This is a genomic window from Rhizobium sp. ZW T2_16 (genome assembly GCF_044987325.1).
GTDB lineage: Bacteria > Pseudomonadota > Alphaproteobacteria > Rhizobiales > Rhizobiaceae > Neorhizobium > Neorhizobium cellulosilyticum.
The window spans coordinates 807,185-831,934 of record NZ_JBJDRG010000002.1; the positions used below are offsets into that span (position 1 = coordinate 807,185).

23 protein-coding genes and 3 tRNA genes are annotated in these 24,750 nt (G+C 57.5%); 16 read left to right on the forward strand and 10 right to left on the reverse strand.

The window, feature by feature from the left end:
- Positions 1–18 precede the first annotated feature (18 nt).
- Positions 19–1,074, reverse strand: coding sequence for an acyltransferase (locus tag ACI3K0_RS09450; protein WP_183826976.1), 1,056 nt, complete (start codon positions 1,072–1,074; stop codon positions 19–21).
- Positions 1,075–1,395: 321 nt separating this feature from the next.
- Here ACI3K0_RS09450 and ACI3K0_RS09455 point away from each other — a divergent pair, with 321 nt between their 5' ends.
- Positions 1,396–2,418: a glycosyltransferase family 2 protein gene (locus tag ACI3K0_RS09455; protein WP_404945273.1), complete on the forward strand. Its 1,023-nt coding sequence runs from the start codon at positions 1,396–1,398 to the stop codon at positions 2,416–2,418.
- Between the two features lie 125 nt (positions 2,419–2,543).
- Here ACI3K0_RS09455 and ACI3K0_RS09460 read toward each other — a convergent pair whose 3' ends face one another.
- The 4 genes from ACI3K0_RS09460 to ACI3K0_RS09475 form a co-directional block, all read right to left on the reverse strand.
- The gene (locus ACI3K0_RS09460; protein ID WP_404945274.1) at positions 2,544–3,617 is read right to left on the reverse strand and encodes a glycosyltransferase family 4 protein; all 1,074 of its coding nucleotides are present in this window, start codon (positions 3,615–3,617) and stop codon (positions 2,544–2,546) included.
- Positions 3,618–3,649: 32 nt separating this feature from the next.
- Entirely contained in the window at positions 3,650–4,771 is a 1,122-nt protein-coding gene (locus ACI3K0_RS09465) for a glycosyltransferase family 4 protein (RefSeq protein WP_404945275.1), read from the reverse strand.
- A 192-nt stretch (positions 4,772–4,963) separates the two neighbouring features.
- On the reverse strand, positions 4,964–6,274 hold the full coding sequence (locus tag ACI3K0_RS09470) for an HlyD family type I secretion periplasmic adaptor subunit (protein WP_404945276.1): 1,311 nt from the start codon (positions 6,272–6,274) through the stop codon (positions 4,964–4,966).
- Complete coding sequence (locus ACI3K0_RS09475) at positions 6,274–7,980, reverse strand: type I secretion system permease/ATPase (RefSeq protein WP_246436294.1); 1,707 nt, start codon at positions 7,978–7,980, stop codon at positions 6,274–6,276. Before ACI3K0_RS09475 ends, ACI3K0_RS09470 begins: the two co-directional genes overlap by 1 nt.
- 405 nt (positions 7,981–8,385) lie before the next feature.
- Between ACI3K0_RS09475 and ACI3K0_RS09480 the strand changes: the two genes are divergently transcribed.
- From ACI3K0_RS09480 to ACI3K0_RS09510, 7 genes are all read left to right on the forward strand, one after another.
- Positions 8,386–8,748 (forward strand): hypothetical protein, encoded by a 363-nt coding sequence (locus ACI3K0_RS09480; RefSeq protein ID WP_206829484.1) that lies wholly within the window; start codon positions 8,386–8,388, stop codon positions 8,746–8,748.
- Positions 8,745–9,236, forward strand: coding sequence for a glycosyltransferase (locus ACI3K0_RS09485; RefSeq protein WP_183685038.1), 492 nt, complete (start codon positions 8,745–8,747; stop codon positions 9,234–9,236). Before ACI3K0_RS09480 ends, ACI3K0_RS09485 begins: the two co-directional genes overlap by 4 nt.
- 94 nt (positions 9,237–9,330) lie before the next feature.
- The gene (gene rfbC, locus ACI3K0_RS09490) at positions 9,331–9,888 is read left to right on the forward strand and encodes a dTDP-4-dehydrorhamnose 3,5-epimerase (protein WP_183826961.1); all 558 of its coding nucleotides are present in this window, start codon (positions 9,331–9,333) and stop codon (positions 9,886–9,888) included.
- Positions 9,889–9,986: 98 nt separating this feature from the next.
- Positions 9,987–11,069, forward strand: coding sequence for a dTDP-glucose 4,6-dehydratase (gene rfbB / locus ACI3K0_RS09495; RefSeq protein WP_183826958.1), 1,083 nt, complete (start codon positions 9,987–9,989; stop codon positions 11,067–11,069).
- The gene (gene rfbD, locus ACI3K0_RS09500) at positions 11,066–11,962 is read left to right on the forward strand and encodes a dTDP-4-dehydrorhamnose reductase (RefSeq protein WP_183826955.1); all 897 of its coding nucleotides are present in this window, start codon (positions 11,066–11,068) and stop codon (positions 11,960–11,962) included. Before rfbB ends, rfbD begins: the two co-directional genes overlap by 4 nt.
- An 18-nt stretch (positions 11,963–11,980) precedes the next feature.
- Entirely contained in the window at positions 11,981–12,850 is an 870-nt protein-coding gene (rfbA, locus tag ACI3K0_RS09505) for a glucose-1-phosphate thymidylyltransferase RfbA (RefSeq protein ID WP_183826951.1), read from the forward strand.
- Positions 12,851–12,915: 65 nt separating this feature from the next.
- On the forward strand, positions 12,916–14,223 hold the full coding sequence (locus tag ACI3K0_RS09510) for an oligosaccharide flippase family protein (protein ID WP_183826948.1): 1,308 nt from the start codon (positions 12,916–12,918) through the stop codon (positions 14,221–14,223).
- Here the strand turns inward: ACI3K0_RS09510 and ACI3K0_RS09515 are convergent.
- The 5 genes from ACI3K0_RS09515 to ACI3K0_RS09535 form a co-directional block, all read right to left on the reverse strand.
- On the reverse strand, positions 14,220–15,344 hold the full coding sequence (locus tag ACI3K0_RS09515; protein WP_183826943.1) for a glycosyltransferase family 4 protein: 1,125 nt from the start codon (positions 15,342–15,344) through the stop codon (positions 14,220–14,222). The two genes, ACI3K0_RS09510 and ACI3K0_RS09515, sit on opposite strands and share 4 nt — an antisense overlap.
- A 243-nt stretch (positions 15,345–15,587) precedes the next feature.
- Positions 15,588–17,006 (reverse strand): hypothetical protein, encoded by a 1,419-nt coding sequence (locus ACI3K0_RS09520; RefSeq protein ID WP_183826940.1) that lies wholly within the window; start codon positions 17,004–17,006, stop codon positions 15,588–15,590.
- Positions 17,003–17,179: a hypothetical protein gene (locus tag ACI3K0_RS09525; protein ID WP_183685040.1), complete on the reverse strand. Its 177-nt coding sequence runs from the start codon at positions 17,177–17,179 to the stop codon at positions 17,003–17,005. The genes ACI3K0_RS09520 and ACI3K0_RS09525 overlap by 4 nt, the downstream gene beginning before the upstream one ends.
- A 397-nt stretch (positions 17,180–17,576) precedes the next feature.
- Positions 17,577–17,885 (reverse strand): hypothetical protein, encoded by a 309-nt coding sequence (locus ACI3K0_RS09530; protein WP_183826937.1) that lies wholly within the window; start codon positions 17,883–17,885, stop codon positions 17,577–17,579.
- 198 nt (positions 17,886–18,083) lie between these two features.
- Positions 18,084–18,159 (reverse strand) — tRNA-Val (locus ACI3K0_RS09535).
- 272 nt (positions 18,160–18,431) lie between these two features.
- Between ACI3K0_RS09535 and ACI3K0_RS09540 the strand changes: the two genes are divergently transcribed.
- From ACI3K0_RS09540 to nuoF, 8 genes are all read left to right on the forward strand, one after another.
- A tRNA-Asp gene (locus ACI3K0_RS09540) sits at positions 18,432–18,508 on the forward strand.
- Positions 18,509–18,566: 58 nt separating this feature from the next.
- A tRNA-Asp gene (locus ACI3K0_RS09545) sits at positions 18,567–18,643 on the forward strand.
- 678 nt (positions 18,644–19,321) lie between these two features.
- Positions 19,322–19,687 (forward strand): NADH-quinone oxidoreductase subunit A, encoded by a 366-nt coding sequence (locus tag ACI3K0_RS09550; RefSeq protein WP_112457281.1) that lies wholly within the window; start codon positions 19,322–19,324, stop codon positions 19,685–19,687.
- Entirely contained in the window at positions 19,678–20,259 is a 582-nt protein-coding gene (locus tag ACI3K0_RS09555; RefSeq protein WP_148147961.1) for an NADH-quinone oxidoreductase subunit B family protein, read from the forward strand. Before ACI3K0_RS09550 ends, ACI3K0_RS09555 begins: the two co-directional genes overlap by 10 nt.
- A gap of 18 nt (positions 20,260–20,277) precedes the next feature.
- Complete coding sequence (locus ACI3K0_RS09560) at positions 20,278–20,880, forward strand: NADH-quinone oxidoreductase subunit C (protein ID WP_183826934.1); 603 nt, start codon at positions 20,278–20,280, stop codon at positions 20,878–20,880.
- Positions 20,881–20,968: 88 nt separating this feature from the next.
- The gene (locus ACI3K0_RS09565; RefSeq protein ID WP_148147963.1) at positions 20,969–22,159 is read left to right on the forward strand and encodes an NADH-quinone oxidoreductase subunit D; all 1,191 of its coding nucleotides are present in this window, start codon (positions 20,969–20,971) and stop codon (positions 22,157–22,159) included.
- Positions 22,160–22,258: 99 nt separating this feature from the next.
- Positions 22,259–23,401 (forward strand): NADH-quinone oxidoreductase subunit E, encoded by a 1,143-nt coding sequence (locus ACI3K0_RS09570; RefSeq protein WP_404945277.1) that lies wholly within the window; start codon positions 22,259–22,261, stop codon positions 23,399–23,401.
- 10 nt (positions 23,402–23,411) lie between these two features.
- Positions 23,412–24,716 carry an NADH-quinone oxidoreductase subunit NuoF gene (gene nuoF / locus ACI3K0_RS09575; protein ID WP_183826928.1) on the forward strand — a complete coding sequence of 435 codons (1,305 nt, stop codon included), beginning with the start codon at positions 23,412–23,414 and terminating at the stop codon, positions 24,714–24,716.
- Positions 24,717–24,750: the final 34 nt, after the last annotated feature.

The window sequence follows — 24,750 nt, forward strand, 5'->3', positions numbered from 1 at the left end:
ACGGCTTGAACAACTGCCTCAGACCGTAGCCATTTTGCGCTTCCGCTCAATGTTCCGACCTCCGGAAAGTTGCTTGAGTACAAATCGCCCTGCAGGCTTTTCCAGCAACATATAGGAAAGATAGCTGATGATTACGGAAGTGACTATTGCGGTCAGGGCGAAGGTGATGGCCAAGATCATGCTATCCGATCCCAGATAGTTTTGCAGCCAACGCTGAAAGATGATGTGAACTGCGCTCAGTATGAATGGGTGCACCAGATAAAGCGAATATGATGCATCGCCTGTTGCGACCAGCCAGGGTAGGGGCCGTTTTGCCAGGGACGTTTCCATGTTCAGCAATCCCAGCAGGAAAAAAGCAGCGGGAATACCAAAGACGATGAAGTTGATGCCGGAATTCTGCAGTCTGATCTCTGCGTAGAGAAGAGCTGCTACGCTGAGCAGCAAGATTGTCAATGCAGCCGAAAAGCTGATCTTCCAGCGCTGCCATATCGCTGAAACTGCCATTCCCATGACGAATTCGAGAAGAATTGTACTGGTAAAGCGGCTGACGGCCGCCCATGAACTGTCAGCGAAAAGACCGATCAGTATTGCAATCGCGAAGAAGGCCGAAACGGCGAGAAAGCGTGCTCGGCGATCTGCAAGAAATAGGCTGAACGCGAAAGCGATGTAGAAATACATTTCGAGATTGAGCGTCCATCCCTGCAGCAGGATTGGGTTCATCAAGCCACGGTGATCCGTATACGGAATGAAGAAATAGCTGCCGAGCAATGCCTTCGTGCTCAGTTCTATATTCGGCGTGAATGCTGGAGCAGCAAGCGCCATGAGCACAAGCAGTGTCGTATAGAACCAATAGGGTGGGACGATCCTCGCTATGCGTCGACGGAGGAAATCAGCTGGGGACTGATCCTTCGATGTCTCCCACATGATGAAGCCGCTGATGACAAAGAATATATCGACACCAACGCCGCCGAAATGGGTCGTGGAAGCAGCCTGAAATGCCGAAAAACCGGAAACATGCCCGGTAACCACAAGTAGAGCGGCTACTGCGCGAGCATATTGCACCGATATGAGCATGGCAGAATTCCGTTCTGTGTTGAATTACTTGTCTATAAAATAGCGCTTGGCGCAACCGGGAAAGGAAATCGCAAGTTCTCGTTTCGGTTCATGATGATGGTATCTGGCGGCCTTCGGCAAGGCATATAAGCATAAGAAGGCTGTGAGAGACACCGCCTATAAGGTTTAATTACCCGAGCAAGCGCGTTTTAGCGTCTTTTGGAAAACCTATCCACGTTTATCGCATCCATTGATGCCGTTCGGAATTAACAATCACGGGACTTATTTCGAGACAATTTATTCTCTCATGGTAATACTGGGGAATAGCTCAATGGATATCTTATGACAAAACTTGCTGTCGTCGTTTTGAACTGGAATGGTTGGTCCGATACGAATGCTTGCATCGAGAGCCTGATCGGACTTGAGAACGAGAATTTGCACATCTACGTCTGTGATAATGCATCCTCCGATAATTCGGTGCGCCAGATACGGGATTGGATTGGTCTGTCCCTCGATCGCTTGAACATGCTTCGCGAAGCATCTGGCAGAACGGCTTTTGAGCTGCGTGATCTGTTCGACCTGCCGTCCAGCGTCGATACCGGCAGCATTCCCGAAGTCGACGGCAAAAACAGTTTGACGCTCCTTCAGACTGGGCGAAACGGCGGATACGCTTTCGGCAACAATGTCGGCATGCGCTGCGCGTTGAAGGACGGCTGCGATTATTTCTGGGTTATCAACAATGACACGGAAGTCGAGCCGGACGCTCTGACCTGGTTGTGCAAGCGGATGGAGGCTGACCCCGAGATCGGTATCTGCGGGTCGACGCTCGTTTATGCGGGACAGCGCGATACGATCCAGACATGGGGCGGATCCAAATTCAGGCCACTGCGTGGCTGGGCCTTTGCACTGGGCGCTTTCGCCAAACGCGACGATCCCATCGATGCCACAGCCGTCGAGGCGGATATGACCTATGTGAACGGCGCTTCAATGTTCGTCAGCAGGGTTTTTCTCGAGCAGGTTGGTCTGATGAAGGAAGACTATTTCCTCTATTGGGAGGAAATCGAGTGGGCGACGCGTGCCAAAGGGCGGTTCCGGTTGGGGTATGCACCCAGGTCCGTGGTTTATCACAAGGTCGGCGCATCGATAGGCACGCACGACACCGAAGGGCAATCATCGCCTTTGTCCGAATATTACATGATCCGTAACCAGCTTCGGTTTTGCGCGCGATATTCCAGGATTTCGCTGCCCTTCGTGGTCCTCGATATCGGTCGTAATGTCATTCGTTCTTTGCGTAGAAAACAGACCAAACGACTGGTCACGCTGATGCGCGCCCTTTTTGGCCTGCCGTTTGTTCCCGCGAAATAAGTGGATCGCCTGCCGACACGGATCCGACAGCATGTCTCCTGAAAGTGTCGCAGCTTTCGGGATAAAGACATGCGCAAGTAAAGAGTTAAAGCACGGCACGCGAATCTGAAAGATCGCGACGTGTTTTAGCGTTTCTCCGCGCCGACCGTGAGCGCACGGAGTGTCGAGGCTATCGTCGAAACATAGCCCTCACAGCTATGGCGCTCCTGTGCCAGACTTCTCGCCTGGCCGGAGATGGAAGGGGCGTTCGCTGCCTCTGCTATCAGGTCGGTGATCGCTTTCTTCATTGCGATGGCATCACCCGGCGCGACAAGACGAACAGGCCCGCCATCCTCCAGATAGCCCTCCAGTCCCTCTGTCCCGGTAACGACAACTGGACGTCCGGAAGACAGGGCCTCCATAAACCCCTGTACCCCTGCGGCATAGGTATTCGGGAATAGGCTGACCACCACGACATCGGCATCGCGATAAAGCTGGCGTAACTCCGGCCAGGAGTAGAATTTGCGCGTCATGTTCTCCGGCAGCGTCGCCGGAAATGCGCGAGAGAGCACGCGCGTGTCGGCCGAATAGCCGCTGATCTTGACGTCGATATCAAGGTCGGCAGTGGCAGCGGCAAGTGTGCTGTAATCGCGTCTTTCCAGGCCGACGCTCATCACCAGGGGGCGTGCCTTGTCGGGCGAAACCGGACCGGGGGTAAAAAACTGCGTATCCGTCTGGTCCCAGACGAATTTGACCCGGTCCTCGCCCAGTTGCAGATAGCGGCGGAGAAACGAGACCTGGGGTTTGGAGACGGCGAAAAACACCGAAACCCTGTTGCGCGCCCTCAAAAGCGTGAGAGCAAGCTGCTTTTTTCTGCTGTCGACCGAATGGTTCATGATCGTCACATGCACATCGGGCGCGCCGCCGCAAAGTGCTGCAACGGGAAGGCCGACATCTTCACCGGTGCAGAATATTGCGTCACCGGGGCGCACTTCGCGGCGTAGCTTGCGCGCGATCGCCCACCAGAGGGGAGACATGCGTGTCAGTTTGCCGACGCTCTTGTCGAGCCAGTCCGGCCTGACGTCCGAGCCGTCATGGACGCGTGCACCAAGTTCACGCTGCAGCTCCGCCATGGAGTTGCCGGGGTTCAAACCTTCTTCGGCACTTTTCGCAATCGCGGCGAGGTCCATGGGGCGGTTGAGGACGATGTGAAAAGCCATAGTGAAAAAAGTCCTGATCTGGTCGGTGGTTTTCAGGCAGCCAGCAGCTTTCCGTAAAGCGCGATCATGCGCTGCATGTAGCCGTCGATGTCGAAATGCTGGGCATAGAGCGCCTTGCCATTTTCCTTCAGGCGGTCGCGCAAGGCCGCGTCGGTCGCCATCGTCAACAGTGCGGCAGTCAGCCCGTCGACATCGCCGGGTTGAACGAGCAGGCAGTCGTCACCGTTCTTCATCATTTCGCCGATCGAGCCGACGGGTGTCGCGATAACCGGCAGGCCGGCACTAAGGGATTCGATGATCGCCATCGGAAACCCTTCCTGATAGCTCGGCAGCACGAGCGCGCTGCGAGAGCGTAAAAGCCCGTGTACATCCTTGCCGGATACCCAGCCGGTGAAGTCGACACGCCCGGTAATGCCAAGTTCCTCGGCCTCTGCCTTATAGCGGTCGATCTGCCCGCCGCCGGCAAGAGTGAGGCGGATCGGATGACCGTCAGCCTTCAGTCGTGCCACAGCCTGCAGCAACTCGCCCACGCCTTTGCGGGGGGAGAGGTTCGCAACGATCAGGAAATGCCATGGGTCGACGGTATCCGCTCCCACCCCGACATTCTCCGCCGCGTTGAAGCGCACGGTCACCTTTTTAGGGTCGAGATCCATCTCGTCTGTCAGCAGGTTGCGCCAGACTTCTCCGAGCACGATGTTGATATCGGCTCCATGAACCATCCGGCGTACGAGGGATTTCATCCGTGGCGAGGCCTCACGATAAAACGGCACCAGTTCCGCGCCGTGATGGTGAAGCACAACACGCATGCCGATCAGTCGACCGAATATCTGGAAGATCCCCTTGCGAGGAAAACTCATCCGCTCCGAGACCTGGAGATGAAGTATGTCGGCTCTTCCCGAAAGCCTGAGCGCAAGGATTTTGACAAGTCCAGCGGCAATGTAGAGCGGTGACCACGCGATCGAACCTTCTCCCCGCGGGTCGATGGGTTCTACGTGAATATCCCGGCGATTGTCCCTTATCCATCGGGTCATCATACGTGTGACGGAACCGATGCCGCCTCCACCTTTCACGCCGCCGGTCGAGACGATCACCACGCCGCGGGGTGCTGGTCCGACACGAGTAACCTCGGCGTCCTGAAGCGATGCTTCGAGCATCCCTTTATACTTCATATCTTGAAGCCCCGAAATAAAGGTGATCCCGGTTTGGGCCGAGAAGTGGAAGGGATGGTTATGAAACGGGATATACTATCCGTTCGCCTTAGCGGAAAGTCTATTATTCTTTGTGCAGGGGAAACGACTATTCTCAGTTAACGCACGAGGTCCCGGCATCTAGTAACGCTGACGAATTCAGTTTTCCCGCATTGCCCGTTCCATCTGGTCGCTGATTGGCTTGATAATATAGGCGAGGGCAGTTCGCGGCTCCGCTTTGATATAAGCTTCTACCGGCATGCCGGGAATGAGCGCCAGCTCGCCAAGCTTCGCTCGTTCCTGTGGCGAGATCGCGATCCTTGCGGAATACCAGGTCTCGCCGGTCTGCTCGTTGACGCTGACATCTGGCGACAGGCTTTCAACCCGGCCCTCGATCTCGGACGTGGTTCTCTGGTTGAACGCCGAGAAGCGCAACCGTGCAGCCTGTCCGATTGAAACCTGGTCGACATCGTTCGGCTTGATCCGCATGTCGACAGTCAGCATGTCCCGGGTCGGAACGATATTCATTGCGGTTTCGCCGGGGCTGAGAAGTCCGCCGATCGTATGTGTCGCCAACTGATGGACGATGCCATCGACCGGAGCGCGAATATCGAGATGTTCTATCTGGTCTTCGAGTGCCAGCCGCTGCTCGGCGAGTTTTGCAAGTTTACCGTTCATGTCGAGTAGATCGGTAAGGACTTCGGCACGGCGATCCTTGTCGAGCTGCCCGATCTGCAGCTCGATTTCAGTGATCCGTTTTCCGGCCGTGGCCTCATCCGACAGAAGCTGGCTGCGCTCGCCGCTGAGTTGTGCGACCATGCGCTTGGAATCCGCCAGCCGTGAGAACTGTACCAGCCCTTCCTTGGCAAGATTTTCGATCTTCTGCGCCTGCTGCTCACTCCACGAAGCTTCTTCCGCATTGGAAATAAGCCGTTGGCGTGTGCCATCCCGCTGCTGTTCTATCTGTGCAATCTGCTCTTTCAGCTGCGCCGTCTTGCTATCGATCTGTTCGCGTCGCGCCTTGAACAGCGAGGTCTCGGATTTCAAGCCTTCGATGAACTGCCTGTCTTCCAGTCGGGCGATCTGTTGCATCGGGTCGATAAGTTCTTCGACACCGTCGCGCTCGGCAATCAACCGCAAGCGTCGTGCGTCCAGCTGATCGATTTCCTTGATCGTCGCAGCCAGAGTGGTGGAGACCTCCACGCCGTCGAGGCGCAAAACTATGTCGCCGGCGCGAACCAGTGCGCCGTTGCTGACGCGTATCTCGCGAACGATGCCACCCTTACCATGCTGGATCTTCTTCGTGTTGCCTTCGACGCCGATCACACCGCTGCCGATCACCGCGGCACTGATGTTCATTGTCGCGGCCCACCCGCCCGCGCCAGCCACCAAGCCGCCAAGCGTCACCCCGGCGAGCAGCATATATCGTCTGATAGCTTTGTTGGCCGGGCTCTGCGATACCGCTCCCATTACGCGATCCTCCGGGTCTCGTCTGGCCTGGTCTTCAGCTTTCCCAGAACCTCGTCGCGCGGTCCGAACGCGGTCATGGTACCGTTGTTGACCACAAGCACATGGTCGACGACCTTCAGCATGTTGGCGCGGTGGGCGATCACGATGACGATTGCCCCTTTCTGCCGCGCAGCCATCACTGCGGATGTCAGCGATTCCTCGCCTTCAGCGTCCAGATTGGAATTTGGTTCGTCGAGCACGATGAGGAATGGATTGCCATAGAGCGCGCGCGCCAACCCTATGCGCTGGCGCTGTCCGCCCGAAAGCGTGCTGGCGCCAGTGCCGACCTGCGTATCGTAGCCGTTTGGCAGCGAAAGGATCAGCTCATGGACATTGGCGAGCTTGGCAGCCTCCATGATCTTTTCCGGCGTTGCCGAGGGCGAAAATCGCCCGATATTGTCGGCGACTGTGCCGGCGAAAAGCTCGACATTCTGTGCCAGATATCCGATCGAAGGTCCGAGCCTATCGCTATCCCACTGCGTGAGTTCGGCGCCATCCAGCCGGATCGTGCCTTTATGGGCAGGCCAGGCGCCGGTCAGCGCACGGCCGAGGCTGGACTTTCCGCTGCCGCTCGGCCCGATTATTCCGACGGCCTGGCCGGAAAACAGGCTGATGGAGACATTCTGGACAAGCATTTTTCCATCGCCCGGTGCCGCGACGGCAAGGCCTGCCACCGAAAGCGACCTGCTTGGCACGGGCAATCGCATTTCTGTGGCTTCCGGCCTGATCCGGTTGAAAGTGTCCTGCAGACGTCGAGCGGACTGGCGAGCCGAGATGAAGTTGCGCCATTGTCCGGTCGCCATTTCGATCGGGGCAAGCGCCTTGGAGGTCAAAACGGATGCAGCGATGATCGCGCCGGCCGAGGCGAGCTGGTCGATGACCAGGAGCGCACCGAGCGCCAGCATGCCTGATTGAAGCGCGAGCCGGAAGATTTTCGCGATGGCGGTGAAGGTGGCAGTCAGATTGCTGCTGCGGAGGTTTTCCGCTGAATATTGCTCATGGGCCGTTTCAACCCGCTTCGCAAATCCGGTCTGCATGCCCATTGCACGCAGACTGTCTGCGTTACGGCGGCCCGCTTCGGAAAGCTCCCAGCGACTGGCCAACCGCTGCGCCGCCTGCCTGCTCGGTTTTCTCAGCAGCAACTCGCTGCAAAGCGTCAGGCTTAACAGGACGATTGCACCGCCGACGACGGCAAGGCCGAATAGCGGATGGAAGAGGTAAAGCAGGAAGACGAATATCGGCATCCATGGCAGATCGGCGATCGCGATCGGGCCGGGACCGCTCATGAACTGCCGGATCTGGTCCAGATCACGAAGCGGAGCAGATTGAGCGCCTTCCTGGCCGGCGACAGGTACGGCAAGCGTCGCCATGATCGACGGCATGTTCAACTGCTCGTCGAGGCGGCGCCCTATCTGCAGCAGGATTTTCGAGCGCAGGATCTCGATGATTGCCAGAACGGCATAGATACCGGCAGCGAGAAGCGAAAGAGCTGCAAGCGTGGGTATGCTATGGCTTGTCAGGACCCGGTCATAGACCTGCATCATGAATAGCGGGCTGACCAGCATCAGGATGTTGCTGACGGCGCTCAAGATGGCAACGCCGACAAATGCCTGCCGTGTTGCGGCAAGGGCCGATCGGATTGAGGGATGCCCGTTATTCGTAGCCAAGCAATGCCTCATTAACGTGCCAATACCAGGGATGAGTGAGCAACGTTACGAGAGGTGGGGTTCACATTTGATGAATCATGCCAAATTGGTTGGATTGGTCGAACTTCTGAAGCTGCTTCACGGGTTTGCTGATTGAGCTTGTCTCGGGAGTAGAGGCGTCCGGAACGCTCGTGGCAGAAAAACCACATCATCAGCGTTAATAATAAATTAAAAAAGCATGTAAGTGAGTTTCAATTGCGTTGCTGTAGACATAGTTCGATGGCAAATAATGTTATCGGTTCGTTATTGTAAGAACTGAGTTGAATATAGGGGCGTTCAATTTTGACTAGGGTACTCGCAATAACCTCTGGCGGGGGCCATTGGGATGAGATGATGGTCTTGCGGGAGGACCTGACCGGAGTCGAAATGATCTATGCAAACACCTTTCCGGGGCTGGCAGAAAACGCCGGATTGGAGAAATGTTACATCATTGAAGATTGTAACCGGGATACCCCCATGTCTGTGGTCAGGTGTGCCCGAGATATCTTCTTGCTGATACGCAGGGAGCGGCCGGATCTTGTCATCTCGACGGGCGCAGCACCTGGGCTTATCGCGATAATGATCGGAAAGATGTTCGGCTGCAGGACCATATGGGTGGAGAGCGTCGCGAATTCGATCGAGCTTTCCATGAGTGGTCGCATTGCAGGCAAGTTTGCTGATCTGTGGCTCACGCAATGGCAGCATCTGTCCCGTCCGAAAGGACCTCTTTATTGGGGTAGTATCCTGTGATCTTGCTGACTGTGGGTACGCAGTTGCCCTTCGATCGCCTGGTGCAAATCATGGATACGATCGCGCCGGATCTTTCCGAAACGATATTTGCCCAGATCGGTCACGGTCAATATATCCCGCGCAATTTCGAATTTTGCCGTATGGCTCTGCCTGAAGAGCTTGCCGAGAGGTTCGCCAGTGCCAGCCGTATCGTTTCTCATGCCGGGACGGGTAGTGTCCTGACTGCGCGTCGGTATAACAAGCCGATCATTCTTTTTCCTCGCAGGGCATCCTTGGGCGAGCACCGCAATGACCACCAACTTGCGACCTGCCAGCAGCTGGATGGCGCGCCGGGTCTTTCCGTTGCCTATGACGAAACTGAATTGAGAGATCTTTTGCGTACCGATCTGGACGCTGTCGCCGCCGAACCGGCGTCGACTGGAACGGGGTCCAAGCTCGGCCGCGGTATTGCTAACTATATCCGTCGGATTGACAATGACGAGCATTGATAAGGGAAGGCGGGACTGGCACTCGAAATGCCGGTCACTCCCTGCAGCGGCGATGTGCCGAAGCTCACTTTAAATTTGAGGATTGTCGGACGAAATGAATTTCGCAAAGCTTGCTATCCCTGACGTCTTGCTGATTGAACCGAAGAAGTTCGGCGACAGCCGCGGCTATTTCATGGAGACGTTCCGCCAGTCGCTGTTTGCCGAGCATGTCGGTGACTTCGAGTTCGTGCAGGACAACCAGTCGCTTTCGGCTGAAGTCGGCACGGTACGCGGGCTGCATTTCCAGCTGGATCCGATGGCGCAGGGTAAGCTGGTGCGCTGCATCGCAGGCGCATTGCTCGACGTTGCGGTCGACATCCGAACCGGTTCACCGACCTATGGAAAGCATGTCGCGGTCGAACTGACGGCCGAGAACGGCAGGCAGCTCTGGGTACCGCCCGGTTTTGCCCATGGTTTCTGCACGCTCGCACCCAATACCGAGATCAGCTACAAGGTGACCAACTATTACAGCGCCGAACATGATCGTGGCCTGTTGTGGAACGATCCGGCGCTCGGCATCGATTGGCCGGTCGATGCGGATAAGGCAGCGCTTTCCGAGAAGGACAGGAAGCAGCCGTCGCTGGCCGACCTTGGCACCGTCTTCACCTATTGAGGCATACCTGATCTTGCCCGGACGGCAGCTTTTCGGTTGCCTTCCTCGACTTTCCTGCCGCGGCCGTGATCCGCGATGATGTACGGAGAATTGTTCAGATGCGCGTAGTGGTGACAGGTGGAGCAGGTTTCATCGGATCGGCAGTCGTCAGGCATCTCGTCCTTAACAAGGGCTATGAGGTCCTCAACATCGACAAGCTGACCTATGCGGGCACCGAAACCTCGGTGAAGGCCATCGGCAACCGTCCCGGTTACCGGTTCCTGCAGGCGGATATTTGTGACCGGGCCGCGATCGAACAGGCGATAACCAGCTTCCGGCCCGACCGAATCATGCATCTCGCCGCCGAAAGCCATGTCGACCGCTCGATCACCGGCGCCAAGGACTTTATCGACACCAACGTCATCGGCACGTTCACCATGCTCGAATGCGCCCGCCAGTATTGGCTGACGCTTGATGCGGCCGAGAAGCAGGCATTTCGCTTTCTGCATGTTTCGACCGACGAGGTTTACGGCTCGCTCGGCGATGACGGCCTGTTTACCGAAGAAACCCCCTACGATCCGAGCTCTCCCTATTCGGCTTCGAAAGCGGCATCCGATCACCTGGCCAAGGCCTGGGCGCGCACCTATGGTTTCCCGGTCGTGGTGTCGAACTGCTCGAACAATTACGGTCCCTATCATTTCCCGGAAAAGCTGATCCCGCTGATCATCCTCAACGCTCTCGATGGCAAGCCGCTGCCGGTTTACGGCAATGGCGCCAACATTCGCGACTGGCTCTACGTCGAGGATCACGCCCGGGCTCTCGATATCATCGCCGAACGGGGCCGGATCGGCGAGACCTACAATGTCGGCGGCCGCAACGAGCGCCGTAATATCGATGTCGTCACCCGCATCTGCGAGCTGATGGATGGCTTGCGTCCGCAGGCCAAATCCCATGCCAGCCTGATCACCTATGTCACCGACCGTCCGGGCCATGATGCCCGCTACGCGATCGACGCGACCAAGCTGGAAACCGAACTTTGGTGGAAGGCTGAAGAGAATTTCGACACCGGCATCGAAAAGACGGTGCGCTGGTATCTGGAAAACGAGTGGTGGTGGGCACCGCTACGCAAAGGCTATGAAGGCAACCGTCTCGGTCTGCTCGATGCCGGCAAGCAGGCTGCCGCCAAGGAAGCCTCCGCATGAGCACTCTCAAACGCATGGTCGTCACAGGCCGGGAAGGGCAGGTCGTTCTGTCCCTGCTGGAGCGTGGCGCAAAGGACGGACGTTTCGAGGTGATCGCACTCGGTCGCCCGGAACTCGACCTTTCCGCACCGGAGACGATCGAGGCTGCATTGCAAAAGGCCCGGCCGGACTTGATCGTCTCGGCTGCGGCCTATACGGCCGTTGATCAGGCGGAAGGCGATGAGGAGGCGGCAACCGTCGTCAACGGTGTCGCCGCCGGCAAGATCGCTGAAGCGGCGGCTGCACTTGGCGTACCGGTCATCCACATCTCTACCGACTATGTTTTCGACGGCTCCAAGGCCGCTCCCTATGTCGAAAGCGATCCCGTGGCGCCGATCGGTGCCTATGGCCGCTCCAAACTGGCCGGTGAGAACGCCGTCACGGCTGCAACCCCGAACCACGCCATCCTGCGCACCGCCTGGGTCTACAGCCCGTTCGGCAAGAATTTCCTGAAGACCATGCTCAAGCTCGCCGAAACGCGCGACAGTCTGAATGTGGTCGACGATCAGGTCGGCAACCCGACCTCGGCGCTCGATATCGCCGATGCAGTCTTGGTCATCGCGGCCAATCTTCTCGACAGTGACGATCCGGCCCTGCGCGGCACCTTCCACCTGACCGGAACGGGTGAGGGCAGCTGGGCGGATTTCGCCATCGAGATTTTCGCACGATCCGCCGACATGGGAGGCCCGACCGCTGAAGTCGGCCGCATCCCGTCGAGCGCCTATCCGACCCCGGCGAAACGGCCCGCCAACTCACGGCTCGACTGCAGCCTGCTTGAGGCCCGCCACGGCATACGACTTCCCGACTGGAAACAGTCCACTTCCATCATCGTCGAGCGACTGGCTCGAGCTTAAGGATCAGGGGCGATACATATGAAGGGCATTATTCTCGCCGGCGGCAGCGGCACGCGGCTTCACCCGATGACCCGGGTCGTCTCCAAGCAACTCATGCCGATCTACGACAAGCCGATGATCTTTTATCCGTTGTCGACGCTGATGCTGGCCGGGATCCGCGAGATCCTGATCATCTCGACCCCGGCCGACATGCCGCTGTTCGAACGCCTCCTCGGTGACGGTTCGCAATGGGGGATCTCGCTCAGCTACGCGGTCCAGCCGTCACCGGATGGTCTGGCGCAGGCTTATATCATCGGCGCCGATTTCATCGGTGACAGCCCGTCCTGCCTGATCCTCGGCGACAACATCTTCTACGGCCACGGCATCACCGATCTTCTGACAAACGCGATGAAGCGGCCCGACGGAGCAACCGTCTTCGCCTATCACGTCAACGATCCGGAACGGTACGGCGTCGTCGAATTCGACAAGTCGATGCGGGCCGTCTCGATCGAGGAAAAGCCGGCAGCTCCGCGCTCCAGCTGGGCCGTGACCGGGCTCTACTTCTACGACAAGGACGTGGTCGAAATCGCTGCCAACCTCAAGCCTTCGCCGCGCGGCGAACTCGAGATCACCGACGTCAACCGCGCTTATCTCGAGCGCGGTGCTCTCAATGTCGAACAGATGGGCCGCGGTTACGCCTGGCTCGACACCGGAACTCCGGACAGCCTGCTCGAAGCCTCCGAATTCGTCGCGACACTCGAACGCCGCCAGGGCTTCAAGATCTGCTGCCCCGAGGAAATCGCATACAGAATGGGATTCATCGACGCGGCCGGCCTTACAAAGCTGGCCGAAGCTTATGGCAAGAGCGCCTATGGAAAATACCTGCGGGCAAAGGTGCTCGAGGGCTGATTGTCGATCTTATCCGGCGCGGTGCCAATGCCGCGTCGGTTCACTAACTGCATCGCGGGGCGCGTGTGTTCAATCTAAGGCATATTGCCGTCAATCTTCTAGGGTCGGCTCTCCCGATACTCATCATCCTCATTACCGTACCGCTTTATCTTCACGCCATTGGGGCTGAGAAATACGGTGCGCTGTCGCTTGTCTGGATCGTCTTCGGATATTTCGGCATTCTCGATTTCGGCATTTCGAGATCGGTAACGACAGCGATCAGCCGAGCCGAGGGCAGGCAGGCGAAGGCCGATATCATCTGGTCGGCCGCTGCGCTGAATATGGCCTGGGGGGCCTTGATCGCGATTGTCGGGGGAGGAGCCTTTTTCCTCTATGCCGGCCACAGTGAAAGCGAGATGGTCAAGGACGTTGCGACCGCGCTCCCCTGGATGATGTTTGGCATTCCGGTGCTGATGATCACGTCCACCTTGAACGGTGCTCTCGATGGCGAGGAGCGCTTCAAGATGGCCAACAGCCTGCAGCTGGTCGGGTCGATACTCTATCAGCTCGTGCCGCTGTTCACGGCCTATTATGTCTCCGATCATCTGCCCGATCTGATCATCGCCGTCATCCTGTGCCGCTTCGTGCTGCTGGTATTGTACGCCATTGTGGTCGGCCGCCTGTTCGATCTAGTGGCGCTGTTTTCCGTGTCGAAGTCCACCATGATTTCGCTGCTGAAATTCGGCTCTTCGATCGCCGCCGTAAATATCCTCGATCCGATCTTCACCCGCATCGATCAGGTCATCATTGCCCGTTTCGCCGGTGCCTCGGATGTTGCCGCCTACAGTATCGCGGTAAATTCGATTGGCCGGTTGGGGATATTGCCTATGGCGATGTCCAGATCGATCTTTCCGAAACTCTCGACCGGAACCGCCGATGACCACCGCGAAGCGCTGTTTTCCTCAAAGAGCAAGATCATCTGGATCTGGTTCGGCATTTGCGGTGCAGCCATCGTGGCGAGCGATCTCGTCTATTACCTGTGGCTCAAGGACCCCATCTATGTCGAAGTCAGCGCGGTCGCAAAAATCTATGCGGTCGGGCTTTGGGCCAATTGCCTCGGCATACTTCCCTACACCGCATTGCAAGCCTGGGGGCGCTCCACCACGATCCTGAAAGTGCATCTTCTCGAAATGCCCTTCTACCTGGTAGCGCTGGTGCTGCTGACATACCATTACGGCACGCTCGGTGCAGCCGTCGCCTATGGTCTGCGCAGTTATGCGGATTACATCATCCTCTGGAAAATGTGCGGTTATCCCGTTCGCCGCCAGGGCATGTTTACGATTCTGCTGATCGCTCTTTCGGTCCTGGCGTTTGCTATGCACCAATTCGTTTAACGGCTGGCCAGCCAGCCTTCGATAACGTCCGCCCATTTTAGCGAAATCTGGATCTTTTCCCATGCCTCCGGGGCATTGGCCGAGAGCCTGGAGTAGAGAGCGGCATCGGTCAGCGCCCCGTCGATCTTTGTCGCGAGCGCACTCGCGTTGCCGCCAGGAAACATGACGCAGCTGAAACCGTCCTCGATATTCTCCAGAAACATCGGATGGTCGGAGGCCACCAGCGGAGTTCGGGAACAAAGCGCTTCATAAATCGTAAGCGGCAGCCCTTCCGAATAATCGTGGCGGCTTGGCACGACGATGATATCTGCGGCGGACATGGCCGGAACCATCTCGCTGTTGGCAACAAGTCCCCTGAAGGTTACTTCAGCCTCTATCCCGAGCGTCTTCGCCAGTTGCGTCAGCCTGTCGGTTTCCCCTTTGCCATAAAGATCGACCGTGATCGGTTTGCCGTCCCGCTTCAGGCTGGCCGTCGCATGCAAAAGATCATCTACACCCTTCGCTGCACTCAGTAGACCGGCATACAGGATTTTGCGGCCTTGCGCCGAAAGCTTCGCCTCTCTGTCGTGAGGCGTATCCTGTGCCGGAAAATCCCATGCGACGACCTTATTTGCAGGCACGCCGATATCGACCAGCTGGCGCGCAGCCCTTCTTCCGTGATTCGCCACAAGCGTAACGTTGGGAGACTTGAGATAGTGCGCGATAACACGGCGCTTGAAGCGCTCTTTGAGGGTTTTGGCAGGAAACGAGTCGGCAAGAAGTGCCAGTGTCGGTACCCCTTTGCGGGCTGCCCATCTCAGCAGAATCGGGTTGGGCAGACGCAGGATCAGGCGATCGGGATTGGTCTTTCGAACGAGATCGAGAATTGTCGGGGCGTGGAAGCGGTCAGTGAAACCGGCACCGATGGCACGTGCGCCGCTTGGAAGAATGATGTCATAAGGCTCGGCGGTAAAGCCGGTAATCGTGGTCACATGATAGCGGCTCGCAAGAGACTGCACATAGTCGACCGTGTAGCGCTGTGCCCGGTAGGTTTCTGCCCCACCCTCGGAAAGCCGTAATGCCGCCTCACGAAAATCGCCCGCATATTGGACTATAACAAGGTTTTCCTTTGGAAGAGACATCGTCGGATCGATCTTTCGTCTTTGTACTTTGAATATGCAATAAGTCTTTCCAGCATAGTCTTCTATATAACTGATGAATGCCGGAGAGTACCGCTGCCCTTTTCCATTGATTTCTCACTCTTGGCATCGGCATGAAAGTTGTATCAAGTCATCGTCGCATTGCCTGGAATCTTGAAATGGCAATCGCGTTAAAAAGAATCCCGCTCCAATGGAGCGGGATGATCGGGTGACGCAGGGCTGTATTCAAGCCGCCAGCAGGTCCAGCAGCGCTGGTCCCTTGTTGTTGACGATCATTTCTGCCCCGAGCCATTCTGCATGCAGGCCATCTCTTGTCGTGTAACCCGCGGTCGTGAAACTTGTCCCGGCGGCGAGGGCAGGTTTGTTCGGGAACCCGTTATGGGCGCGATTGACTTCATAGGTGCCGACAGTTCCCGCTGTGCCGCTCAACTGCCTTACGATCCAAAGGCTGGGCGCAGCGCCGGTGGCATTGATCGGCACGCCCACACCTAGTGCAGGGCCGGATGTTACGGATGAAACTGTCAGCGTCGTGCCGGAAAGCCCCGCGGTGAAAAGTGTCGGCGTATAAGATGCGTCGTTGGGATTGCGTGTAACCGGGTATTTCCCCTCGCGAGTCGGGTCGAGCCCGTCAGCGGCATCCCAGCAGTAGTCCTCGCCGGAAATCCCGGTGCGTACCAGATTGTTGAATTCCGCGATCGGCTGGCTCGAAATCGTCTGGTTTGCCTTGCTGGCATAGCCATCCGTGCTGCTGGTCCGTGGATAGAGCGTTTCGCCGATAACGACGATATCCGAACGAAGTCCCTTCACCCAGCTGGCAAAGGTTGTTCGGCGCCCGGCAAGGGCAGCGGCGGTGTCACCGGTATCGTTGATGCCATATTCGTTGATCACATGTGTCCAGTAGCCCGCTGTGATCAACTGCCCGAGATAGGTATGCGTGCCGGCATTCCAGCTTGCCAGAAGCGTGGCTGCGATGGCGTGGTTGGTGTAGCCGTGGTTTCTGCCCAGGATGACGCACTCGATTCCGGCGTTACCGTTGCTGTCATTGATATAGGTGCCGCCGGCAGCACGGCTGGTGCCGAAGATGATCGGCGCGGCCTCCCTATGCTCCGTGGCGATGACCATGGGAAGATAGAGACTGCCGTTAGCCGCGCCTACGCTTCCGCCCCCGGTGTGGTCGGCAACGGCGCTCGTGCTGATGTCCATGAAATCGCCGGATGCAATGCCGTAATTGGACTCGTTGCCGCCTGCCATCTGTGTCCAGTTGACGCCTGAGGGAATGTTGACGAGCGGCCTCAGCCAGAATTTTGCCCCGCGTGGAACCGTGACGTTGAATGTAAGCGCTAGATTGCCGACGGGAAATGCGACAGCCGAGCCGCCTACCGCAATACACTCATTTGCGAGCGTGAAGACACCGGCTGGATATTCAAGCGATACTTTCAGCGTCCCGGCACCGCTCGATGCTTCGGACGAACCGCTCATCCTCCAGTTCGGATAGACGACGCGCGGATTGATCAGCCTTCTACGTGCAGTATGGACAGTAATGGCTCTCAGCCAGGGAAGTGTCGCATTCCAGTTGAGTGACGGAAAGCAGCGGGTGGCGGCTTGGCGCATCGCGGCTGGACGAATGGAAAGAAGTTCGCTCATGCCGCGGTCCTTACAAGTTCGATAACGGATTGATTCTTTTCGCGCACGACGGCACCGCTCTCGGTGACTGTTTTCCAGCGATAGCCCGAAGGCGCCGGGTAGGGCGGTACGATGGCTACCTTGTTCCCCAGGATTGTCGCCAGACTTGTGGTGGAGAGGCAAAGGTCAAGCATGACTGCCACCTCGCACTGGTCTGCAAGGCTTGTGTCGTGGGGTAATTCTTCTCTTCATCCTGCCGTTCCTTCTGGTCACTGCGCTGTTGGCGCGGGCCTTGATTCTAGAAGGTGTTGGGATGGCGGGGATAAAGCGTCCGGCAAAAGCGAAGTCTTCGGCGATGTGAAAAAGTCGGGATGTTGATTCTGAAAGGTTTTGAAGGCGAACATGTGCGTGAAGCGCTTCGTCGCTTCCCCGTTTTGCACGAGGCGGAGCAGTTTGCTCCGCGAATCTTTTCAGATCGGCGCCTGTGGAGAGATTATTGTGCCGAAGCCGTCGCAAAACGGTCGATCGATGTGCAATGTCAGATCTTTAAGGGCGTGGCTGAATTCGCGCCTCTGCCGCACTCCGTTCGAATCAATTCAGGAAGTTGCGATTTCCACGGCGATCGATCGTCTCAAGCCGCTTACCGTCGGTATAGACCGTGACGCATTCGCTTTTGCGCTGCTGGAGCACGCAGATCTTCCCGTTGTCGATCCTGTAGCCGATCTTGCCGCCTTCCCGATACTGGTAGCCATTTGGGGCATCTTTTAGATTGGACGTCTTTGTCAGCGTCTGCCGAATTTCCGTTGCCGTTGCGGGACGAAGCTTTGCTGTGTCCTTTGCCGCGGCTGGCGAAACGCAGAATGTTGCGGCGAAGAGAAGGGGGAGGCAGGCGAAGCGCATCGGGTCGGCTCTCTCACAAATTTGATGTGGCTGCAGAAAGAACACGGTTCGCAGCCTGTTGCTCACGCCTTGCATATCACAGGCTTGGGGGAGCGGCAGCGCGGATTTTGCAACGAGTAGGCAGATCTGTGCGAGCACGGCTCAAATACCCGCGAAATCAAATCGCTTATCAGTCCATAATAAAGGAGAAGAAAAGAATGGTGGGCGATGAGAGACTCGAACTCCCGACATCCTCGGTGTAAACGAGGCGCTCTACCAACTGAGCTAATCGCCCTTCGCGAGACCGGATCGTGTCCGCCGCGTCGGTGGCCGTGATCTATGCGGATCGGAAAAAAACCGCAAGAGCCTTCGTGATGTTTTTTTGAATTTTTCGTCGGATATGCGCAAAAAAGAGCGGCTGTGGATAAAACATTGAAGGCGTCATCCTTTTGTCTTGAAACCTGCTTGACACCCGATCCCGAACCTCTTAGACAGCCGCCAACCGAGCGATTGAGGTCGCCCGGCCAAGAGGTTTCCCTTCCAGGAGGTGGATTTCTTGAAGAAAGTGCGGGTGTAGCTCAGTCGGTTAGAGTGCCGGCCTGTCACGCCGGAGGTCGCGGGTTCGAGCCCCGTCACTCGCGCCATTCTTCTCTCATTGATTAATCGGTTGACCCCGGTTAATCCGCCGTAAAAGGCAAATGCGCGGGTGTAGCTCAGTCGGTTAGAGTGCCGGCCTGTCACGCCGGAGGTCGCGGGTTCGAGCCCCGTCACTCGCGCCATTCTCTCTATCCTCCATATTTCTATTCACCTATGCGGTTTCAAACACCGCATGACGGTCGCTTTTAGACTTACGTCGCCCTGTTCCTTCCATCCTGCATTTCGCGGCCCTGCTGATCGCTCGGCTGCTGTTTCCTCTCTTTATCTTCGGGGGAGGGTGGTTGCCCGTTCGCAATTGCGTGATCGACCTTTTTCGTGTGGGCAGTTTTGTGTCGGTTTCGGTTATGCTGTCCGGGGTGGCGCGGATTTCCCGTAATGCGCGAGATGGCTTTCCGGTGCGGAGGGTTTTGCCTGTGTTTTCGGAGTTGCCTGCAACCGCTGCGACTGTTTTTGTGGGGCTCGTGCCGTGCGGACAATTGTCGCAGGGGTGATTTTTCGTGCGTAGACTTGGCAAAGCGCAAGTTCACTGCAAACGTTGATATTTTTGCTCCTGTTAATAACTTTTTGCGATGCTCCCGGCTCTATCGCTTTGTCGTTTTTCAATCGTTTCAGGCTTTCCGTCACCCTCCGCGACATTTTGTCGTCTTTCGCACCTCTATGCGTGTGGGGTGGCTTGTTAAAGCACTTGCGTGGGAAACGCGGCTGCGATAGTCACGGCTTGTTGCAATGCACGTTCGCTTGCCCGCGCATTGCCTAAAAATGCGTCGTTCGGCGCTTCTTGCAGGCAGGGGTTGGATATCATGAGTGAACTTCTCGCTTCTTACATCCCGATCGCGATCTTTATCGGAATCTCCATGGTTATCGGCCTGGCGCTTTTGATCGCGCCGTTTGCCGTCGCCTATAAGGCTCCCGATTCCGAGAAGCTGTCGGCATATGAATGCGGCTTCAACGCATTCGATGACGCGCGCATGAAGTTCGATATTCGATTCTATCTCGTGTCGATTCTCTTCATCATCTTCGACCTTGAAGTGGCGTTCCTCTTCCCCTGGGCTGTGTCCTTCGGGGAAATTGGCTGGTTCGGCTTCTGGTCGATGATGGTCTTCCTTGCTGTTTTGACAGTCGGCTTTATCTACGAATGGAAAAAAGGAGCTCTGGAATGGGAGTAGTCGATAGCGGCAGCACCCTCGTTGCACCTCAGCCGAAAGGCATCATTGATCCCAATACCGGTAAGCCGATCGGCAGCGATGACGCATTTTTCGGCGAGATCAACAATGAGCTCGCCGACAAGGGGTTTCTCGTCACGTCGACGGACGAGCTGATCAATTGGGCCCGTACCGGTTCGCTGATGTGGATGACCTTCGGTCTTGCCTGTTGCGCCGTCGAGATGATGCAGCTTTCCATGCCGCGTTATGACGTAGAGCGCTTCGGTTTTGCACCGCGCGCCTCTCCGCGCCAGTCCGATGTGATGATCGTCGCCGGCACGCTGACCAACAAGATGGCGCCGGCGCTCCGCAAGGTCTATGATCAGATGCCGGAACCGCGTTACGTCATCTCGATGGGCTCCTGCGCCAATGGCGGCGGTTATTATCACTATTCCTATTCGGTGGTGCGCGGATGTGACCGCGTTGTGCCGGTCGACATCTATGTGCCAGGCTGTCCCCCCACGGCAGAGGCGCTGCTTTACGGCGTGCTTTTGCTGCAGAAAAAGATCCGCCGCACCGGCACGATCGAACGCTGAGGCTTCAAGGAGGATATCATGACTGAAGCCTTGAGCGAACTTTCCAACTATATCCGCGAAGCGCGCCCCACGCTGGTCGAGGACGCATTGATTGCCTATGGCGAACTGACGCTCCTCACAACCGGTGCAAATGTCGTCGATCTTCTGACTTTCCTGCGCGACGATCCCCGCTGTGCCTTCGTCAATTTCATCGATGCCTGTGGTGTAGACTATCCGGCGCGCGTCAAGCGCTTCGATGTCGTCTATCACTTGATGTCGCCGAAGCAGAACCAGCGCATCCGCGTGAAGCTTGCAACGGCTGAGGAAGAGCCCGTTCCGTCTGTCACTTCCGTTTATCCGGGTGCCGACTGGGCCGAGCGCGAAGCCTGGGACATGTACGGTATCCTGTTTACAGGCCATCCGGATCTTCGCCGCATCCTCACCGATTACGGCTTTGAAGGTCATCCGCTGCGCAAGGATTTCCCGACCACCGGTTTCGTCGAGGTTCGCTATGACGACAGCCTCAAGCGCGTCGTCTACGAACCGGTTGAGCTCCGCCAGGAATTTCGCAGCTTCGACTTCCTGAGTCCGTGGGAGGGACCGGAATACGTCCTTCCCGGGGACGAGAAGGCTAATACCTGACGCCGAAATCTGAAACTGGCGCATAAGCGCCGGTTTGACGCCAAGTTTTTCCCGCCCGGTACGCTTGAGTACTGGCATGGAGCCGCAGATGACCGAGCACAACGTTCGTAACTTCAACATCAATTTCGGGCCGCAGCATCCTGCAGCGCACGGCGTTCTGCGTCTTGTGCTGGAACTCGACGGCGAAATTGTGGAGCGCGTGGACCCGCATATCGGTCTTCTGCACCGCGGCACCGAAAAGCTCATCGAGACGAAGACTTATCTCCAGGCCGTTCCCTATTTCGACCGCCTCGATTACGTCGCGCCGATGAATCAGGAGCATGCCTTTGCTCTGGCCGTCGAAAAGATGCTCGGTCTGGAAATTCCGATCCGCGGCCAGCTCATCCGCGTCCTTTATTCCGAGATCGGCCGTATCCTGTCGCATCTCTTGAACGTCACCACCCAGGCCATGGACGTCGGCGCGCTCACCCCGCCGCTCTGGGGTTTCGAAGAGCGCGAAAAGCTGATGGTGTTTTACGAGCGTGCATGTGGCGCGCGCATGCACGCAGCCTATTTCCGTCCCGGCGGCGTCCATCAGGATCTGCCGCATGAGCTGGTCGAGGATATCGGCGCGTGGTGCGACCAGTTCCCGTCCAAGCTGGATGATATCGACGATCTTCTGACCGGCAACCGCATCTTCAAGCAGCGTAACGTCGATATCGGCGTCATCGATATCAACGATGCCTGGGCACGCGGCTTCTCCGGTGTCATGGTCCGCGGTTCGGGCGCTGCCTGGGACCTGCGCCGTGCGCAGCCATACGAATGTTATTCCGACCTCGAATTCGACATCCCGATCGGTAAGAACGGCGACTGTTACGATCGCTACCTCATCCGCATGATCGAGATGCGCGAGAGCTGCAAGATCATGAAGCAGTGCGTCAACCGCCTGCTCGGCGATGCCAAGGCCGGCCCGTTCTCGGCTACCGATGGCAAGGTTGTGCCACCCAAGCGCGGTGAGATGAAGCGCTCGATGGAAGCGCTCATCCACCACTTCAAGCTTTATACCGAAGGCTACCACGTGCCCGCCGGCGAAGTTTATGCCGCCGTCGAAGCTCCCAAGGGCGAGTTTGGCGTGTTTCTCGTGGCCGATGGCACCAACAAGCCCTACCGCTGCAAGATCCGTGCTCCGGGCTATGCGCACCTTCAGGCGATGGATTTCGCCTGTCGCGGGCACCAACTGGCGGACGTCTCGGCGGTGCTGGGCTCGTTCGATATCGTGTTCGGTGAGGTAGACCGCTGATGGTATCCGTCGCTGCGATCATCCCTGCCAAAGCCTGCGAAGCCGCTTTTGCGGTGGTCTCGCGGCGTGTGTCAATAAACTGATAAGGCGTGAGAAAGAATGTCCGTTCGTCGACTAGCCGAAGAACAGTTCCAGCCCGCTAACTTCGCCTTCAACGAAGAGAATGCGGCCTGGGCCGAGGCAACGATCAGGAAATACCCGGAAGGCCGGCAGCAGTCGGCCGTCATCCCGCTTCTGATGCGAGCGCAGGAGCAGGAAGGCTGGGTCACCCGCGCCACGATCGAGCATGTCGCGGCCCGTCTCGACATGCCCTATATCCGCGTCATGGAAGTGGCTACTTTCTACACCCAGTTCCAGCTGAAGCCGATCGGCACCCGCGCCCATATCCAGGTCTGCGGCACCACGCCCTGCATGCTGCGCGGCGCCGAAGAGCTGATCAAGGTCTGTCAGCACAAGATCCATCACGATCCGCTGCAGCCGAATGCCGACGGCACGCTGTCCTGGGAAGAAGTCGAGTGTCAGGGCGCCTGCGTCAACGCACCGATGGTCATCATCTTCAAGGATGCCTACGAAGACCTCACGCCCGCGCGTCTCGAAGAAATCATCGATGCGTTCGAAGCAGGCAAGGGTGACGAAATCAAGCCCGGCCCGCAGATCGAACGCCATCTCTCCGCGCCTGAAGGCGGCGCGGTCACGCTGAACGACGAGATCAAGCCGGTCCGCACCAATCTCGAGCCGCAGCCGGAGCCGGCTGTCGACGCAGCCCCGGTTCCTCCGGCAGAGGCTGCAAAGCCGAAGGATACGGCACCCGAAACCGATCCCAAGCTGAAAACGCCGGTTACTGCGCCGAAGGCCGCCGAAGCAAATGCCAAGGCAACGGTAGATAAGTCGGCTGCAGAGGTCCCAAAGGCTGAAGCCGTCAAGGCTGCTCCCGGCGCAAAGTCCGAAAAGCCGTCGCTGGAAGACAAGAACCGCCCTAAGGGCATCGAAAAGCCGGCTGAGGTTGATGACCTGAAGCTGATTTCCGGCGTCGGTCCGAAGATCGAAGCAACCCTTCACGAACTCGGTATATTCACCTTCGCGCAAGTCGCATCGTGGAAGAAGGCCGAGCGCGAATGGGTGGACGGCTACCTGAATTTCAAGGGCCGTATTGAACGTGACGACTGGCTCAACCAGGCCAAGGCGCTCGCCAAGGGTGGCGAAGCCGAATACATTAAAGTCTTCGGCAAGAAGCCACGGTAAGGGGTGAGATATGCTTAACGATCAGGATCGCATCTTCACCAATATCTACGGCCTCAAGGACAAGTCCTTGAAGGGAGCGATGAGCCGTGGCCACTGGGATGGTACTAAGATCATCATCGAAAAGGGCAGGGACTGGATCATCAACGAGATGAAGGCATCCGGCCTTCGTGGTCGTGGTGGTGCTGGCTTCCCGACCGGCCTCAAATGGTCCTTCATGCCGAAGGAATCTGACGGCCGTCCGCATTATCTTGTCGTCAACGCCGACGAATCTGAGCCCGGCACGTGCAAGGACCGCGAAATCCTCCGCAACGATCCGCATACCCTGATCGAAGGCTGTGTGATTGCCGGTTTCGCCATGGGCGCCCATACGGCCTTCATCTATGTTCGCGGCGAATACATGCGCGAGCGTGAAGCCCTGCAGGCAGCGATCGACGAATGTTACGAGGCAGGCCTACTCGGCAAGAACACGGTCCATGGCTGGGATTACGACATCGTCGTCCATCACGGCGCCGGTGCCTATATCTGCGGCGAAGAAACGGCATTGCTCGAAAGCCTCGAAGGCAAGAAGGGCCAGCCGCGCATGAAGCCGCCATTCCCGGCGAACATGGGTCTCTATGGCTGCCCGACCACGGTCAACAATGTCGAATCGATCTCAGTCGCCCCGACGATCCTGCGTCGCGGCGCGTCCTGGTTTTCCTCGATCGGCCGTGCCAACAATGTCGGCACCAAGCTGTTCATGGTTTCGGGCCACGTCAACAAGCCCTGCACCTTCGAAGAGGCAATGGGGCTCTCCTTCCGCGAGATCATCGAACATCACTGCGGCGGCATCCGCGGCGGCTGGGACAATCTGCTAGCTGTCATTCCTGGCGGCGCATCCTGCCCCATCGTGCGTGGCGAAGACATGGCCGACGCGATCATGGACTTTGACGGCATGCGCGAGGTCAAGTCTTCCTTCGGCACCGGCGGCATGATCGTCATGGACAAGTCGACGGATGTCATCAAGGCGATCTGGCGCATCGCGGCCTTCTTCAAGCATGAAAGCTGCGGCCAGTGCACGCCGTGCCGCGAAGGCACCGGCTGGATGATGCGCCTGATGGAACGCATGGTGCGCGGTAACGCCCAGAAGCGTGAGATCGACATGCTGTTCCAGGTTTCCAAACAGGTTGAAGGCCATACGATCTGCGCGCTCGGCGACGCAGCCGCTTGGCCGATCCAGGGTCTGATCCGCAATTTCCGCTCCGAGATCGAAGCTCGGATCGACCAGTATACATACAATGCGACGTCTGAAGGCGCCGTCATGGAGGCGGCCGAATAAGGCCTGCGACACGCAGGGTTTCGGTTGTTGAAAT